The organism is Ferrimicrobium sp. (genome assembly GCF_027319265.1).
Taxonomy (GTDB): domain Bacteria; phylum Actinomycetota; class Acidimicrobiia; order Acidimicrobiales; family Acidimicrobiaceae; genus Ferrimicrobium.
In genome coordinates this window covers 1-16,142 of sequence record NZ_DAHVNP010000079.1, presented here as the reverse complement: position 1 = coordinate 16,142, position 16,142 = coordinate 1, and the positions used below count along the sequence as shown (strand labels likewise).

Annotated in this window: 13 protein-coding genes; 2 read left to right on the top strand and 11 right to left on the bottom strand. The window is 57.1% G+C overall.

Translation table 11 applies throughout. The features are described from left to right. Nucleotides 1-866 (bottom strand): DMT family transporter (locus tag M7439_RS12545; protein ID WP_298347620.1); only part of this gene is annotated, 866 nt, incomplete at its 3' end. 78 nt (nucleotides 867-944) lie between these two features. Here M7439_RS12545 and M7439_RS12540 point away from each other — a divergent pair. Further along, nucleotides 945-1,559, top strand: coding sequence for a biotin transporter BioY (locus M7439_RS12540; protein WP_298347622.1), 615 nt, complete (start codon nucleotides 945-947; stop codon nucleotides 1,557-1,559). On the opposite strand, the gene M7439_RS12535 is transcribed toward M7439_RS12540, so the two are convergent. Then, the gene (locus M7439_RS12535) at nucleotides 1,537-2,193 is read right to left on the bottom strand and encodes a leucyl/phenylalanyl-tRNA--protein transferase (protein ID WP_298347623.1); all 657 of its coding nucleotides are present in this window, start codon (nucleotides 2,191-2,193) and stop codon (nucleotides 1,537-1,539) included. The two genes, M7439_RS12540 and M7439_RS12535, sit on opposite strands and share 23 nt — an antisense overlap. Before the next feature lie 47 nt (nucleotides 2,194-2,240). On the opposite strand from M7439_RS12535, the gene M7439_RS12530 reads away from it, so the two are divergent. After that, complete coding sequence (locus tag M7439_RS12530; RefSeq protein WP_298347625.1) at nucleotides 2,241-3,800, top strand: acyl-CoA carboxylase subunit beta; 1,560 nt, start codon at nucleotides 2,241-2,243, stop codon at nucleotides 3,798-3,800. Between the two features lie 285 nt (nucleotides 3,801-4,085). On the opposite strand, the gene M7439_RS12525 is transcribed toward M7439_RS12530, so the two are convergent. From M7439_RS12525 to M7439_RS12485, 9 genes are all read right to left on the bottom strand, one after another. Next, on the bottom strand, nucleotides 4,086-6,515 hold the full coding sequence (locus M7439_RS12525) for a DUF4157 domain-containing protein (protein WP_308464511.1): 2,430 nt from the start codon (nucleotides 6,513-6,515) through the stop codon (nucleotides 4,086-4,088). Nucleotides 6,516-7,030: 515 nt separating this feature from the next. Beyond that, nucleotides 7,031-7,225 carry a hypothetical protein gene (locus M7439_RS12520; protein ID WP_298347629.1) on the bottom strand — a complete coding sequence of 65 codons (195 nt, stop codon included), beginning with the start codon at nucleotides 7,223-7,225 and terminating at the stop codon, nucleotides 7,031-7,033. Between the two features lie 457 nt (nucleotides 7,226-7,682). Continuing rightward, nucleotides 7,683-8,663 carry a hypothetical protein gene (locus tag M7439_RS12515; RefSeq protein ID WP_298347631.1) on the bottom strand — a complete coding sequence of 327 codons (981 nt, stop codon included), beginning with the start codon at nucleotides 8,661-8,663 and terminating at the stop codon, nucleotides 7,683-7,685. Nucleotides 8,664-9,561: 898 nt separating this feature from the next. Further along, the gene (locus M7439_RS12510; protein ID WP_298347633.1) at nucleotides 9,562-10,077 is read right to left on the bottom strand and encodes a phage tail protein; all 516 of its coding nucleotides are present in this window, start codon (nucleotides 10,075-10,077) and stop codon (nucleotides 9,562-9,564) included. A gap of 12 nt (nucleotides 10,078-10,089) precedes the next feature. After that, nucleotides 10,090-12,039 carry a putative baseplate assembly protein gene (locus M7439_RS12505; RefSeq protein ID WP_298347635.1) on the bottom strand — a complete coding sequence of 650 codons (1,950 nt, stop codon included), beginning with the start codon at nucleotides 12,037-12,039 and terminating at the stop codon, nucleotides 10,090-10,092. After that, nucleotides 12,039-12,470 carry a GPW/gp25 family protein gene (locus M7439_RS12500; RefSeq protein WP_298336182.1) on the bottom strand — a complete coding sequence of 144 codons (432 nt, stop codon included), beginning with the start codon at nucleotides 12,468-12,470 and terminating at the stop codon, nucleotides 12,039-12,041. Before M7439_RS12500 ends, M7439_RS12505 begins: the two co-directional genes overlap by 1 nt. Nucleotides 12,471-12,543: 73 nt before the next feature. Next, on the bottom strand, nucleotides 12,544-15,435 hold the full coding sequence (locus M7439_RS12495; RefSeq protein ID WP_298347637.1) for a hypothetical protein: 2,892 nt from the start codon (nucleotides 15,433-15,435) through the stop codon (nucleotides 12,544-12,546). An 11-nt stretch (nucleotides 15,436-15,446) separates the two neighbouring features. Beyond that, nucleotides 15,447-15,923 (bottom strand): phage tail protein, encoded by a 477-nt coding sequence (locus M7439_RS12490; protein ID WP_298347638.1) that lies wholly within the window; start codon nucleotides 15,921-15,923, stop codon nucleotides 15,447-15,449. Further along, nucleotides 15,923-16,093, bottom strand: coding sequence for a DUF6760 family protein (locus M7439_RS12485; RefSeq protein ID WP_298347640.1), 171 nt, complete (start codon nucleotides 16,091-16,093; stop codon nucleotides 15,923-15,925). Before M7439_RS12485 ends, M7439_RS12490 begins: the two co-directional genes overlap by 1 nt. Nucleotides 16,094-16,142 lie beyond the last annotated feature (49 nt).

Here is a 16,142-nt window from a genome sequence, read left to right as displayed (position 1 = left end):
CCGTCGAGATCGAGGCGATTCTTCGGCTGGAGGCGTAGCCGGGTCGCGGTTCCCAGAAGAAGTCCGCCAAAGACCACGACCACACCGATCACCGCCTGCCAGGTGAGGGTTCTCGTCGCAAGGATCGCTTCACCGATGAGGGCTCCGATCGGAATCATGGCGACAAAGAGCCCTGCACGGGCAACCCCTAACCTCGCAAGTCCCTGATACCAGAGGACAAACGAGGCTGCCGAGACGGTGAGCCCAAGATAGATGATCGCCACCCACTCGGTGGTGGTTGGCATGGGTAGCCCTCCTCCAAGAGGGGCCGAAGCCGCAAGCATCGTGACTCCAGCGATCAGTGTCGTCGTGAACGCCGTCGGTATTGCACCGAACTTTCTGACCAAGCCAACTGAGAGCAGCGAGAAGGTTGCATCCGAGAGCATAGCGATCACCGCGAACACCAACCCCTTACCTCCAAGGCGGCCTACGTCGTTGACGAGAAGGGAGCCACCAGTGACGATGATGGCAGCGGCGACCACACCACGATCTGGTCGTTGCCGTTCAGCGAGGGCTCCGACGACGGCCAGCACAATAGGCACACAACCGATGATCACCCCTACCCCTGCAACGGAGGCATCAGACAACGCCTCGACGGAGGCGACAGAAAAGAGAGCGAGCCCGACGCCGGAGAGGGTGATCAACGCGATGAGATCTCGCAGGTTTGGGCGGGCTATCGGTTTGACTCGCCCGCGAAACACCACGAGCAGAATCACAGCACCCACTAGATAGCGAGCCCCTTGGCTAGCGAGCGCAGGATAGGCCACTAAGCGGCTTGTCGCGGCCACCCCAAGGCCGACAAGCGTCGGAGCGCTGATGGCCGCCATGTATCCTTGAACTGTCGTACGGTTAGCGATGATTGATACTCTAGCAATCGAGACCACACCATCGAAAGGAGGGGTTCCGTGCTGAACCAGGGGTTACAACAACAGGGGTTACGCCAACGGAGTCTGAGTGATCTACTCCCCGAAAGTCTTCTGACCGACCTAGCTTTGATCGGAGTCTTCGCCATAACAATTGGCATCTTCGCCCAAATCAGTATCCCGTTGCCGTTCACGCCCGTTCCCATCACCGGTCAGACCTTCGCGGTCCTGATCGGAAGCGCCGCACTCGGCCTACGACGCGGAACGCTTGGGAGCCTGCTCTACGTCGGGCTCGGGCTGATGGGAGTGCCTTGGTTTGCTGGAGCCACTGGTGGTCTCAAAATCGCCGTCGATCCAACTTTTGGCTACCTGCTTGGTTTCATTGCCGCAGGCGCCGTTGTCGGTTACCTCGCCGAGAAGGGCCTTGATCGCAAATTCGGACGCACCGTATTGCTCATGGCGATTGGTAACGTGATCATCTATAGTTTCGGGATGGGCTTCCTCATGCTCGACCTCCACCTGAGCATCGGTCGTGGACTCGCGTTGGGCGTCACCCCTTTCCTGTTGGGCGACTTGATTAAGTTACTCTTGGCGACTGGTCTCCTTCCCGGCGCGTGGTACCTACACAACCGGCTCACCCGGGGCCGCGAAGTCTGAGCTGGCCCCGATCGAGGAATCCCGTTGGAAAGGGCGCTGGCTCCATTGGTGCACATGCAACAAGAAGCTTCGCATACTGGGTACTTGCCATGGTAGCGAAGCCAAGCGTTGCAAGATGGTCAGTCGGCCACTGCCCATCCACGACACGATACCCAAGGTTGCTCGCGACTCGCACCAATGTAAAGAGCGCCAGCTTCGAGGCGTTCGGCACTTGATGAAACATTGATTCGCCGACAAAGATCCCGCCGACGCCAACACCAAAGAGACCACCAACAAGAGCATCATCTGGACCTCGAACCTCAACCGAATGCAGAAGTCCACGATCGTTGAGTCCGCGATAAAACTCAATCATCGTCCGATCGATCCAGCCACCGGGTCGTGGTATTTTTGCACAGGAGATCACGACCGCCATCGGATCGATATCGATACCCACGCGATAGGTGCGAAGTAGTTGCTCAGTACTGCGGGGACACCGTAGTGACCATTCATCGATCACAATCACTGCACGTGTGGAGGGATAGAACCAACCGTAGCCATCAGCGAGCGGCATCGGAAAGATCCCGAGCCGATAGAGGCGGCCAGCATCGTCAGGGTCGAGCGAAGCGCTAAGGGCCACCAATTCCTCGATCGTCACCGGGCTACCTCCGTGATCGGCAATGGTACCTGATAGCCTAGAGCAACATGAGCACTCACCCAATGTCTGCACGGATCGACGAGCTTGAGAAGCGGCGCGACCAGGCTTACCACGCAGGTACAGAGACCGCAGTTGCCAAACAACATGGGCAAGGGAAGATGACAGCGCGTGAGCGCGTCGACTACCTCCTCGACGAGGGATCCTTCGAGGAACTCGACCTCCTCGCTCGCCATCGCGCGCACGGGATGGGCCTCGATGAACGCCGCCCCTACACCGATGGCGTCATCACCGGTTTTGGCACAATCCACGGCCGACGCGTCTGCCTTTTCGCCCAAGACTTTACCGTCTTTGGTGGAGCACTCGGTGAGGTTTTTGCCGAGAAGATCCACAAGGTCATGGATCTTGCCGCCTCGGTCGGTGTTCCCATGATCGGGCTCAACGATGGTGCTGGAGCCCGCATCCAAGAAGGCGTCGTCTCTCTCCACTCCTATGGCGGCATCTTTCGGCGCAACGTCGCCTCGTCGGGGGTGATCCCACAGATCAGCGTGATACTTGGTCCCTGTGCCGGAGGCGCGGTCTACTCACCGGCCATGACCGACTTCATCTTTATGGTGGAGCAAACGTCACACATGTTCATCACCGGTCCAGATGTCGTCAAGACAGTTACCGGAGAAGAGGTTTCGCTGGAGGAGCTTGGCGGTGCGATGAGCCATGCGACCAAGTCAGGGGTTGCCTCCTTTGTGCTCGGTGACGAGAAGGCATGCCTTGACGAGGTCAAGTATCTCCTCGATTTTCTGCCTGCGAACAACCTCGAGTCACCGCCGGCGGTAGAGGCAACCGACGACCCCAATCGCCTGAATGAAGTGTTACGTTCCCTCATCCCAGAAAACTCAAATCAGCCATACGAGATGCGCGACGTCATTCGTGAAGTACTCGACCATGGTGAATATCTGGAGTATTTTGCCCACTGGGCTCGGAATATCACCTGTGGTTTTGGACGCATGAACGGCAAGGTAGTCGGTGTTGTTGGGAACCAACCTGCGGTTCTCGCCGGCGTCCTCGACATCGATTCATCGGAGAAGGCAGCACGTTTTGTGCGCACCTGCGACGCCTTTAACATCCCAATTCTTACATTCGTGGATGTCCCAGGTTTCCTCCCTGGCGTGGACCAGGAGTATGGTGGCATTATTCGCCATGGGGCCAAGCTGCTCTACGCCTACTCCGAGGCCACGGTTCCACGAATCCAGGTCATCACCCGCAAAGCCTATGGTGGCGCCTATGTGGTGATGAACTCCAAGTCGATCGGTGCCGATCTCGCCTACGCCTGGCCAACCGCAGAACTGGCCGTTATGGGTCCCCAGGGGGCCGTCGAGGTGATCCACCGACGAGAGCTTGCCGCTGCTGCAGATCCAATCGCAAAACGTCAAGAGCTGATCGACCAATACACCGAACGTTATGCAAATCCCTACATCGCGGCGGAGCGAGGTTACATCGACGACGTCATCGACCCAGCCGAGACACGGCGAACCCTCATTCAAGCCTTGGCCATGCTCGAGACGAAACGCGAAGAACTGCCCCGACGCAAGCACGGGAATATCCCGCTATGAATGAGCTTACTGATGCCGAAGAGGTGGCACTGGTTAGCGCAGCCACTCTCGCCCTGCTCGCTGTCCATCGCGCGCGAGCGTCCACACCCTCACGCCCACCACAGGACGATACAAGCTGGCGCTTTCAGAACCGATGGTGGAACAATGGTCCGCTCACCGCACGCCGACGGCCATAAGGGCCGTTCGGTGAAACCCAGCCTAACGAACTAGCTCGATAGCTGGCTGGCCGACTGTAGCGTAGATCAGCCAAAGCAGACCTGTTCTGGTCTTGGACGCACCAACCGCCTAGTGATCCGAGGAGCCCTTGGCCCTCCTAACTGGGGGAGTCGGCAGGGGCCGCCCTTGAGTACCCTTTGGCTTGTCTGGCCGCGATGGTCGCGGAGGGGCCTTTTTGGGTGAAACTTGTTGTGTCGGACGTAAGGGAAGGGGGCGCGGTGGTCGCGGAGGGGCCTTCTTGGATGAGGCTTGTTGTGTCGGACGTGAGGGAAGGGGGCGCGAGCTCGCCGTCGCCTTCTTCAACGCGTCAGGAAGGATCGCCTTAATCCTGTCAGTGACATCCTGAATTGTCAGCATCTCTCCCATCCACCACTTCTTATCATTCGCTAAACCCAAAAGGACATTCGTGGTGAGCTTTGGCACCAACGGAGCAGATACACTCATGTCGAGCATCAGAGCTTTGATATGCTCAGCGAAGATCGTTCGCCCAAACACTTCCTGAATAGCAAAGAGGGTCGCGGGCGGCGCACTGGAGAACAGCTTTGGGATGAGAGCGGTCGCCACCCCACGGGCTTCGTTCGCCGCGTCATCGATTGCTGACTTACTCGCGTCCACAACATAACCGCTGATGTCGAATTTGAGTGTATCTGGGGTTGGCATCAACTTCTTGAAGCTCTGATCATCCCATTGGCTGACAAGCGTCCCGTCTCTCTTGGCTTGTTCAATCGATTCCTTCACGTGTTTGAAACGTGAAACGGTCGCATCAACCTCCTCCTTGCTGAGGAGACCATCGATGGCGTCACGCACCTGTGCATCCGTAATCATCAGAATTTTGTTGGCCATCTGTTCATCAAAAAGCTTTGGAACCCCACGATAGTTCATCGCTGCGCTGGTGACACCTGTACCAGCTGTTGGGTCGTGCATATCCTTCCCAAATGCCATATCAAGATCAATACCCGTCACGCCAGTAACGCTCCCCGAATTTGCATCCCGCTGGACATAGTAATTACCACTGTGCCTATCAATTTGTCCGGCGATAGCGTCGAGAATCTGCAATTTATTAAGGCATTGTTGCAGGACAGGGTCATTTGCTCGGACCCTACCGTCCTTCCCGGTTTCACTAGGTTGAATCGTCCATTCGAGTGATCTTGCATCTTTCCCTGACGCCTCCTCCATGACAATACCGAGTTCACCATTGTGCACGGCATACTCGACCTTTGCAGTAACTCCAGCAGAGAGGAGCCGATCAAGTTTATACATCGCCATGGATCGGCCACCTAAATTCGGATTCACTACCGGCAAACCCAGAACATCTTCGTGTACTTCACGTTTCTCATGAAGGGCATATTCCTTTTTAAAGAAACCTGAGGTAGTGCCCTGGTGGCCAGTTTGATAGGTAACATTGTTCAGTTTGTATTTCGAACCCTCCGCAGAGGTTCCTGTGGCATGAAGCGAGAGCGGAACACTCTCCTCCCAAGTCCCATCGTGCAACTCTTTCAGCTCGTTGCGCACTCTGACAAGGATGAGAGGAACAACCTGGTGTCTACCCACCTTCGCTTCTGGTCTCGTATCCTCAATTGGAGCATATCCGTACCCATCATCTGGAACATAATTTCTCTGTTGAGTAGCGAGCTGGCCCTCTAGTTGGTTTGTATGATAGTCATGGCGATTAGCAGTTTTCCAACCCTCAAGATCAGCCTCGATTCGTTTCAGCAAACTAATGAGCTCTGGTTTTGCCTGCGCCAATCGTTGGGGGTTTGGGGAACCCTTTGCAAAGAAGTCCATCTCTTTTCGTTCGTACTCCGCGAGGCCATCGATGATTTTCTTCCAGTTTGTTTGCAACCTCTTTGGGCCAAATCGACGGATGCCCTGTTTAGGTTCACCACCCGTGGCGAGAGCAACGGCGTGCGTGCCTGCCAGCTTGGCATGCACAAGACGGCGACTCGCATCAGAAGTGCTGGGATGAAGTGTCGCGTGGGCCACTTCGTGGGCAGTCAGTCGGAGCTTCTCATCAGGGGAGAGATGTCGGCTCCGAGTACCAAAGGTGATCTTGTTCCCGTCTGCGAAGGCGAGTGCGCCAATCCGATCAGCGGCACGGCGGGACGCTGTGCTCGCGTCGACTGTAATTGAATCGAGACGCTCAGGCGCCACGAGGTCTCGCATAGCGAGACGCACGTAATCGAGTGTCGATGCTTGAGTGGCGACTGAAGACGTCCCACGAGGGCCAGGAGTGTTGACCTTACGAACGATTCGCTCAGCAGTACGATCGGCGAGGCTCTCCTTCTTGGGGTCGCCAATGACACCCGGAGTCGCCACTGACGCATGCCTTGGAGTGGTTGTCGAACGTCCAACTAACCCCGCTACTGCCCGATTCCCTATCGCACGCTGCAGCATGAGGACCGAGGCGGCACTGTGTGCCGAGGAGTTGTGCGCAACCTTAAGGTCGCTCCTAGGGAAGAGCCATCCCCTTGCATTCGTTGTTTTCGCGGGCACCGACATGCGCTTCTGCAACTGCACCATCGGTCCATAATAACACTCCTCACACTTGCTTGCCGAGAAGTTTTTGCTTTGCGATCATCGTAATTATTAGGACACCACTCTCTACATGATGCTCGCAACGGCAACGTCGGCATTCAATCAGCAACACGGCATACGAGATCCACAGCCCATTGACGATCGGCGGTCCCAGACAAGCCCACTGAAGGTGGAGAGAAACCCTTTTCGTTGGGACTGGGCTGCAAAACCCTGCGGAACACACCGACCACGAGCCGATAGCACGTTCGAACGCCCAGTCCCGTTCAAGTGGTAACACAACCACAACGCGTGGCCCGAGCTTTTGCACCATACTGCTCATCACACCAGCGGCGCAACCGAGGCTCCGAACGTTCGATCGCGTGGGAAGGCACCCCGATAATGACCTGATCGAGAAGTACCCGAGCTCTCCCAAGCCGAGAGGCCCGGAGCACCATTCAACGATACGTGCTGCTCTGGCGCTGCCCGAATAGATCGCCCATCTACCTCGACAACAACTCCAACCAACACTGGTAGCTCATCGCGCGCCAGCTCGATAACGGCGCTCTCATCAAGTCTGTGGAGCCGACCTGAATCCTCGCAAAGGGGGCGGAGCACTCCTCCTCTCGGCGTCGACGCACCACACCGGTCTCCTGGATGGCTACAGGCGCCTCGGTGATCGCTTCGAGTGTGGGCATGTTGCTCATCGTGTTTGAGGTCGCAGACGTGAATTGCTCCGCAGGCTTCAAGCGCCATGACGCGAGCGTTCTCTTTCCGGCTGGGCGAGTCCAAGCGTTAGACGCGAGCCTTGCGTCTCTGGTAGATACTGCTAGCGACATTCATTGTTCGGATCGAGCCCGATCTTGTGAGCGCTAACCGTGCTGCCTGGATTGTCTCTTACTTCGACTCAGACATCCGTTTTGTCTTGTCCGAACCGTTGCATAGAGCCTGACCCCGCATACAGCGATGACCTCTTGCACATCCTTGGTAAGGTCGTTCCTCGAACGACGCAGACCCGGCGCGCAAGCCTTCTACCTCGCACCATGGTCACGCCGTGCCAGCGCGGCGAAGCCTCAATCGAGTGGCCAACTGCTGTGTTAACGTCACGACACCGCCGTTAGCACCTAAGCCAGCGTGTAATCTCTCGGTCCGGGGTTACGAATCGGCCTCTCCTCCGGCGAAATCTCCAAATGTGGACCTGCTGGCAATGCTCGCACGGACAGAGCCCACCACCCCCACAACCTTTGCCGCAACGAAGGGGCTGAACTGCGCAACCGCAGCCCCGACCAGCGCAAAGACGATCAACCGTTCATCAGTTGCATAACCAAAAAGTAGCGGAACCATCGCCAGTGCAAAAACCGGCCCGATCTGTTTTTTCAAGACAGTCGATCCGACATAGGCAACAAGCAGCGAGACGACAACGATATATGGATCATGTGTTACGAGCAGTAGGATGATGGACAATTCAAACGGTGTCACCAACCAAATCATCGTAACGAAGTCGTCGAGTAACAGGTGGCCTCTAGAGAGATGTTGAGCACGCTCGGACATCGCCACCAATAATGGAGGCACCATGACCAGCGGACTGCCAAACAGCGCCATGACGAGTAAAGCGACGATCAGCGATCCACTGACTTTACCAACGTGCTCGAGCTGCCAGGAGACTGCGCGGTCACGTCGAAAGCTCGGCTTGAGCCATACGAACGCCACAAGAGCCTCGATCCCCATCAGGGTGGCCACCGCCACGGGATACCACCATGAATGAATATCCAAGTAGATCGGCAATAACCCCGCAGACAACGCCGGTAGTGCAGGAATCTTCAGCACGATCAGGCCCGTCAGCACCACACTGAGTGTGAGAGGGATCTTCAGCCAGATCGGTGCCTCCACATACGTTGACATACCAAATCCAAAGATCGCTGCGAGCACAATATAGGAGTAGAACGGAATCAGTTGGTCGAGCCAAGAACGATTCCTGAAGAACAATAGTCCCGAGCCAACGGCACCCATCTCCGGCACTAGGGCTGCCGACTGGTGAAAAACGTGTACGGCAACCACCATCGACACTGCGATACTGACGACAACAGCGACCGCGGCCCCTTTGTGTCGTATTGTTGGAGTAATATCTTGTTCCATATGTATAACTGTAGTAGTAGCACATCCCACCACCGTCCGTCTCGTATGATTGCATCGCGAGACTGTCGATCACCTGGCATCACTCTATCAACACAGTGATCAAGCAAAAGCTGCGGCACCGGTTTGGTGCACCCTTCCCAAGCAACCCAGCGCCTTCCTTAGCGTCGCCACCGCCACCTCAGATGACTGTGTCGTTAGGCGACAGATGACATGGTGGTGAATATGGTGCCCCTTACCTGCTTGTTCTGGAACGACCGGACCGCTATTTCACCCCCACCATGGACACGACAAGTATCCAGTCGACATCTGATGCCGGTCTATGCACGCGAAACATTCCCCACGGAACTGCGTTCGATTCGAACACCCGTCAAGGATTGTTGGCATCTACGAGTCCGACACCATCCTTGCGGGCTGACCTGAACGCGGTTACCATGGGACCCCAGCCCCACCAACATTCATTACCAAATCGCCTATGCCTTATATATATTACAGATATCACTTATATCATGCTTGCATCCACGGTTCCCACAGGCTTACGACGCATGCTCCCCCATGGCCTGTCACTGTGAACGACTGCCAAATCCCGCACGGGATCGATAACGAGCGCTCTATCTCAGTAGCTGTCCCCTCGAGCCACAAAACACGTATGCGACTACGCCTCCAAGCTATCCCGTACGTTCGACAACCCTCGGTAGTGGCATCATCTACACCATTTTCGAACGTCACGCCCGCGGCTTGCTGACACTCGCCCCCTTGACCCGCACGGTGTTTGGGGTCCCCTCCCAAAAGGCGACCCTAGAGGACCTGTCTACAGTTATCTCCGTAGGGCTGCAGTACGATTGTGGATCAGCGTCAAGCTGATCAACAATCTCTTTCCGTCATGACGCACATCGAAAAGTTAGGCTGGCCAAATACGTCGCCCATCTACCTCGACGGCAAAGGCGACCGACACCGGTAGTTCATCGCGCACCAGCTCAACAAAGTCGCCCTCATCAAGCCAGCCTGTGGAGCCGACCTGGATCCTCACAAAGGGAGCAGGGCACTCCTCCTCTCGGTGTCGACGCACCACACCGGTCTCCTGGATGACTACAGGCGCCTCGGTGATCGCTTCGAGTACGAGTGAGAGACCATGTACAGTACCTCGCCAAGCAAGTGCCGCGCTGAGACTACGGACAAGCCGACGCTGCGCTTCATCAGGTAGCGAGGAATCAATCCAGGAGTTCCCGAGCCACGAACCGAGCCAAGGCAAAAATGGTTGTGGGGCGACAGTAGGATCGACCAGGAACTCGACCGTATCAGCGTCCTCCAGGAAGGTGGTGGCTACTGCTTGAAATATCGACACAAATCGTACGAAGAAGTCGTCATCTGTCATCCCCATCGGTAGCTGATGCACGAGCCAGTTATCACGGCGCATACCTACCTCCGTTCAACGCACAACCACCTGATGGCGGAGAGAGAGAAAGAGGGACTGTGCATCAAGTGTCAAAAACTCTCTACCACGACCTCGGCGCTCTCCAGTACGCAGGTCAGCCTCGAACAGGAGCACCTCCTCGACCCGTTCCACACCATCGATAGCCTCAAGTTGCTCCGCTAGCCACGAGGCACTAAGACCGAGATCGAATGGCCATCCATCCTGGCTGGTTCCCCCTACCAATGGGTCGAGCAAGGTATAAAGCACGTCAAGCGCTCGCTCTTGCACAATGGTAGCTGAGCGCCCAGGAAACGCACGAATCAGGCTTGCTACCGTGACTCCTTGATAGTATGGCGTCGAGATATCGACGGTCGTCCCTATGAGCCGACGTGGTTCGAGGTAGGTGATCAATGCATCGACAAGCGCATCACTCAGCTGAAAATCGTCAAGCTGATGATCCTGAGGACGACCACGCAATCTCGGTACGATGAGGAGGCGTACCGGTTCGCCTACCGCAGTGGGTGCATCACACCTCGCCCTCGCCACCTCAGCTGATGTTTCGAGCGCCAAGCGTTCAAAGTCTCGAGCGGTCACGGCCCTTCCGCCCGCGCGAAGAGAGAGGGGACCCCGGATCTTGGCATTCGCAGCAGTCTCCGCGTCGGCGCCTCCGAGGGCCGGTGCTGGGTTGGTAACACGATCGATATAGGCGACCGAGGTACGCAGAATCGTCAACGTATCCGCGCCAACGTTACCAACTGCGCCGCCGCCGTAACGATAGCGCTCCATAACAATCTCTGCCCCATCAAGGGGAATCGCGCCATGTTGCCGCACAGAACCATCCGGATAGCGGACCCGTGGTCCAAAGCGAATGGTGCCGGTGGCGTAGTCGAGGACATAGTGGTGGTCGTCCCCTCCCGACGCTGTGAAGTCATCGACAACTTCCCAAGTCTCGGACGCTCCAATCGTGCTCACCCGCAACGATTCTCCCTCTCGCAACGGTAGCACCGGATAGTTCTGCAATCGAAACTCCTGAGCAGGACTTCCATCACTGCGTCCAAGCCGATCCTCGATGACTCGACTTGCGTGTTCGGCAGCGACAAGGCCACCCAGCGTGTCAACCTGTAACGACGAGAGTAACGGGGAGGCTCGATAGCCCGGCTGCTGAGGTCGAGTCGGAAGGAGGCGCACACGAATCCAGAAGGCATGATCTCCGCCAAGGGTAAACGCGGCCATCGAGCGCGGGCAAGCCAAGATGACCTCACCGTCACGGTTCAGGCCGCCAGTCGTATCTTGGCGGACGCCCATGGCAACCCACGACTCCTCCACAAAGGCCTCCCACGCAAGTGGTGGGTCCGTGGGGTCCACGCCGATACCTTCAATCGAGGCCCCAACGGTCAGTCGAATCACCGAACCTCCGACAGAGTTGGCAAAGCCGAAATAGAGCGCATCTCCCTCAGTCAAGGGATCAGAATGAAAGCAGCGCACAGCGCCGTCGTCAAACCTCAAGTCATCCCATACATCAAACACCTGCTCTTGATTAGCCGCCTCCACAGCCTTAGCGGCGATCAACTGAGGACGGCGAATCACAAGATCCTCGACAGTGGAGAAGAGCACCTCCGACTGATTCACACCAGGTACAGTCGCGACGACGGTACCCTCGGGTACGGTCACCTCGTAGTCGAGAACCGTCGAGAGCCAGAATAGGAGATCGGTGCGAGCGACAGCCGGCGGGAAGGGGGTAATGCCGACCAAATCCAGAAACTTCGTATAGAGTCGATCAGGCACCTGATTAATCCGGTAGAGAATGGTCTCGCTCATCCAGGCAAACAGCTCGATGAGGGCCACCCCTGGGTCGGAGACGTTATGATTCGTCCACTCTGGGCAGTATCGAGGGATGAGGCGCTTGGCCTCGTCCACGATATCTTGGAACTTACGGTCATCGAGCTCCGGCGTTGGTAACGGCACTAGCCCTCCTCTCTCGGTATGGTGTAGAAGGGATACACAAGATTACGACGATCATTGGTGGTTCGCATGCGGTAGCGGATGTGGATATGGACCAGACTAGCTTCCTTTGCATCCACGATGGTTGTCACATCTTCCACCTCCACTCTCGGCTCCCACTGCGCAATCGACTCCCTCACCGCTTGGGACATAAGACCGAGCGTGTTCGCGTTGACCGGCTCAAAAAGTAAATCCCAAATCTTGCAGCCAAAGGCTGGCCGCATCACCCGCTCGCTCGGAGCTGTTGAGAGAATGACCCGAATAGCGCTGTCCGTGGCCAGCGAACCCTCAGACATCGAGATTCCACCGCGAGCATCCACGCCGAAGGGGAAGTGGAAGCCGCGTCCGACAAAGGAAGGGTCCTCTGACAAGAGCCGATCACGATCATCACTCAACACGCACCTCGTCCAACTTGTCGACCCATCGCACTATCTTCATAAGACATCAAGCTTCATAACACATCAGGCTTCATAAGACATCAGGCATATGGCGTTGGCCGCGCGCCTCGAACTCTCGCAGGAGACGCCGCTCGACCTGTTCAACAAGCCAATCCAAGAACTCCTCAGTTTGAGGAGCGCTAGAGGAACCAACCAGTGGTCCGTCTTCATTTTTCACATCTATAACCCCTCTGTCTACAACCCCTGGGTGGGATCTTCCTGCATTGAGATCGCTCCCATTGAAACTTCCACGCCCATCGCGGACGATGGTCGGAAGTGGATGAGGATCGTTCGGCGTCAAAGGCGGTTTGGGAAGAAGCCCAATAGCGCCGTCATTGCTCGTTGACGCATCCAATTGCGAATGTTCCATGTCTCTGAAATACTCCAACAGCTTCTCAAAACTCTGACTTGGTGTGGTCCTTGTATCGGCGGCACCGGAGCGTCTCTGGTCTGTGGTCTCCGCGGTATGATCCTGCGGAAGGCGAAGGTTGTCCGTGCGGCTGGACTGAGGAAAACGAGAAACAGTCTTTGTGGTACGGAGGGCTTGCGACAGACCAGAACTAGCCTGGAGCGAGGCGCTCTCTCCCACCAAGGTAGATGCGAGCGAACCCACACGACGAGCCATGATCTCCTCAGAATCGATCTTGCGATCACGAAAGAAGCGTGGCTCAGCCACCTTGCCCAGCCGCGCGTGCACAAGTTCGTGTGCGAGAACATCCACGGATGCAGGAGAGCCGTCCGGCTCTTTCTGAAGGTGAATAATCCCACGATAGGTCGCACCAGCTTGGCCGACCTGCTGAAGCGCCTCCCGAGTGGAACCCCCGGTACGAATATGTACTGGACGTACTACGCCGAGCGCCTGCGCCAGCGGTCTGAATCGCGCGGGCAGTGGGCGTACCGCATCATGGGGTTGCGTCCCCAGTGCTTGTGCAAAACGTTGTCGTATGGTTGTCTGATCCTCTCCATCACGCCGATTATCGGATACCTGCAAACCAGGACCCCTCGAGCTCAAACCTTGCTCCCGTTGAGGACTAACTTGGTTAACCATACTCCCACGCAGACGATAGTGCCGAGGAGTCATTGCGCCCACAGGGACTCCCCATGGGTGCACCACCTCACCAAATCCGAGTGCACTGCTAGCCAATGCCGGTCGCAGACTTGTCACGCCCAATCCCTGACTCGCTGGCGAGTAGATCCAGCCTGTCATGAGAGCAGAGCGGAGAATCCCCCGAGATGGCGCTGAGACTCGAAATTGGCGCAAGGCATGGTCAAGATGGTAAGCGCTGGCAAGCGAACGCATCTCCGCGTGATCTTCGTGGGTCGGATAGGCATCGCCACCCACGTGCGTCATCTGTCGACCCTGATGCGAGAGGAACCCTCGTCGATGGGACCATCTACTCGCAGCAGGTCCCTGTCGCTGTCCATGTCGGTTGGGAGACAAACGACTGGCAATCGGTGAGCTCCCAAGCTGCCAGGCTGCGAGTGCCAAAGCCAGGGAGCGCCGACCGCCACCACCGACATCGCCAGCATGAGGAAAACTGAGGTCTTCTCGACCATTGTTGTGAAGAGCATCCCGACCAACACCGGTGTCTGGGGAACCTGCAGCGGGGGAGGTGAGAGGTGACCTTGCGTGGTAACCCGTCTGAGTTGTGGCACGGGGAGCTACAGGAGCACCCGCGACAGAGAAGGCTCTGCCTGAGACTACCTCCCGGGAGCCGGGAATGGCACTTGGTGCCAACTGCAACCGTCGCTGAGCGGCCGCGAGTGCTTTACTCCCTGACCTCGCGAAACTCGTTCGAGGGAAATGATTGGTGTACTGCCAAAATGGACCTGACTCGGCGACATGTTCGACACCTCGTCGGGCAAGCAGCGCCGGCTGAAACGAAGTACCTAGCGCCTCAAGCAACATGAATGCAATAGCGAGGAAATCCGTAGCTGAGGGCTGTCCATGTGAGACCCCACCGCCGTCCGGTCTCTGTGGGCTGCCGGCACCTTCGGGTCTCTGTGGGTTGCCGCCACCGGCTCGCTCCGTGGGATCATAGCCACCTAGCCCTGCGAGAGCAGACCCAGCTTGGTGTTGCATCCCCACCTCACCCCGAAGAGCGTTTGCAGGCCAGTGACCTGACTTCGGAGCAGCTCCCAGAAGGGAGGCTCCGGCCAGATCCGTCCTCTCGGTTACTGTCGCAGGAGCCTCTTTTGGAGATGCATGTTGCTGGTTCATGGATGTGGCTTCGATCGTCTCCGCCAACCCACCAGATCCCGTCGGTGAGCCGACATCGTCGACCGAAGACGAAGCTCCTCCTAGAGAGGAGCCTCGAGGAGAATCACCTGAAGCCAAAGACTCAGAATCCTCAAGGGCTCGTTGACCAACCCTCCCCTTGTCTTGGGTCTTCGAGCTCAGCTGAGTCGCCACAGGCTTGAGTTGCGGAGCGGTCGGCCTTGGCGAGGAGACGACCCTGTCAGGAGCACGAGACCCTGACCCAAATTTACGCTCTCGATCCGTCAGGATCGGCCCCACCGCGGCGACATCAGCGGGCAAGCGTACCGGAAGCACCTCCTGTCGAAGACGCCTGAGGCCCGAGGTGGGGGCGAACTGCCCCCGCGGCATCTGCGTCGCTCGTGGCAGCAAACCAGCAGGACGCACACCTGCCAACTCCTGAGCGAGGTCATCATCGGTATCATTGCGCGAGCGCCACATCGAGAGATACGGATGCCATGGAATGCGTACCGTCTCGGGGACCTGCGACACATCGACGGCACGGGCCGGTGTCAGCAACGCATGCACCGATAGGGGCCTGCCAACCAGCGAAGAGAATCGAACGCTACCGTTCAAGCACTTGCCGATGTTCGGTAGTGGCCGACGAACCAGCCTGCGATGCCATCGAAAACGTTGATCGACTCCCTGTGCAATCGTTGCAGGCATCGTTACCTTCCTCACGACTTAAAGGTCTTGGATACGAAACCTTGATGAGCTAACTCGATCTCCTCCATCGCAGGATGTCCCGTTGACCCAACTGCCAACTCAGGGCCTACCCAACGCACCGGAAAGGCACCAGTTACCTCCCAGGCGCGCAGTCGTTTGCCGTCCGAACCAATAAGAGTGATGGCGGCCGTGCTCACCGAAAGTTTGTTTTGGTTCGAAGCGAAACCACTTCCTGAGGATTTCATCACCCACGCGAAGAGCGCATCTGACTCGCAGATACCGCGACGAAGCACAATGTTAGGCCAGCTCATCCGTCCCGGGAACTTATGAACAAAGCCGTTTTGCCCACCCTCAGCGTAACTGGCAACCTCCACCGTCACCTCGAGACCTGAGACCTCGGCAAACATGCCAATCTGTGTTCCATCCACTTCGAGGAGAAAGCTCGATGAGTCAGGTACATGCCCTTTAAAACCTGACGTCGTCACCATTACAGCTGCCTCGCTTCCTCCCAGGCTCTCGCATTCAAGGCGGCTATGCCTTGGATAAGCCGCGCTCGATCCGCGTGTTCAAGGTCAATCAGCTGATCGAGATCCCAATGCAAATGATAGGCCAAATAGATCAACTCCTGCCAAAGTGGCTCGATAGGATAGTGCTTCATCGTCCAGTTTGCGGTATCTCCTCAATGGCCGCCCTACGCCCACCAGCCG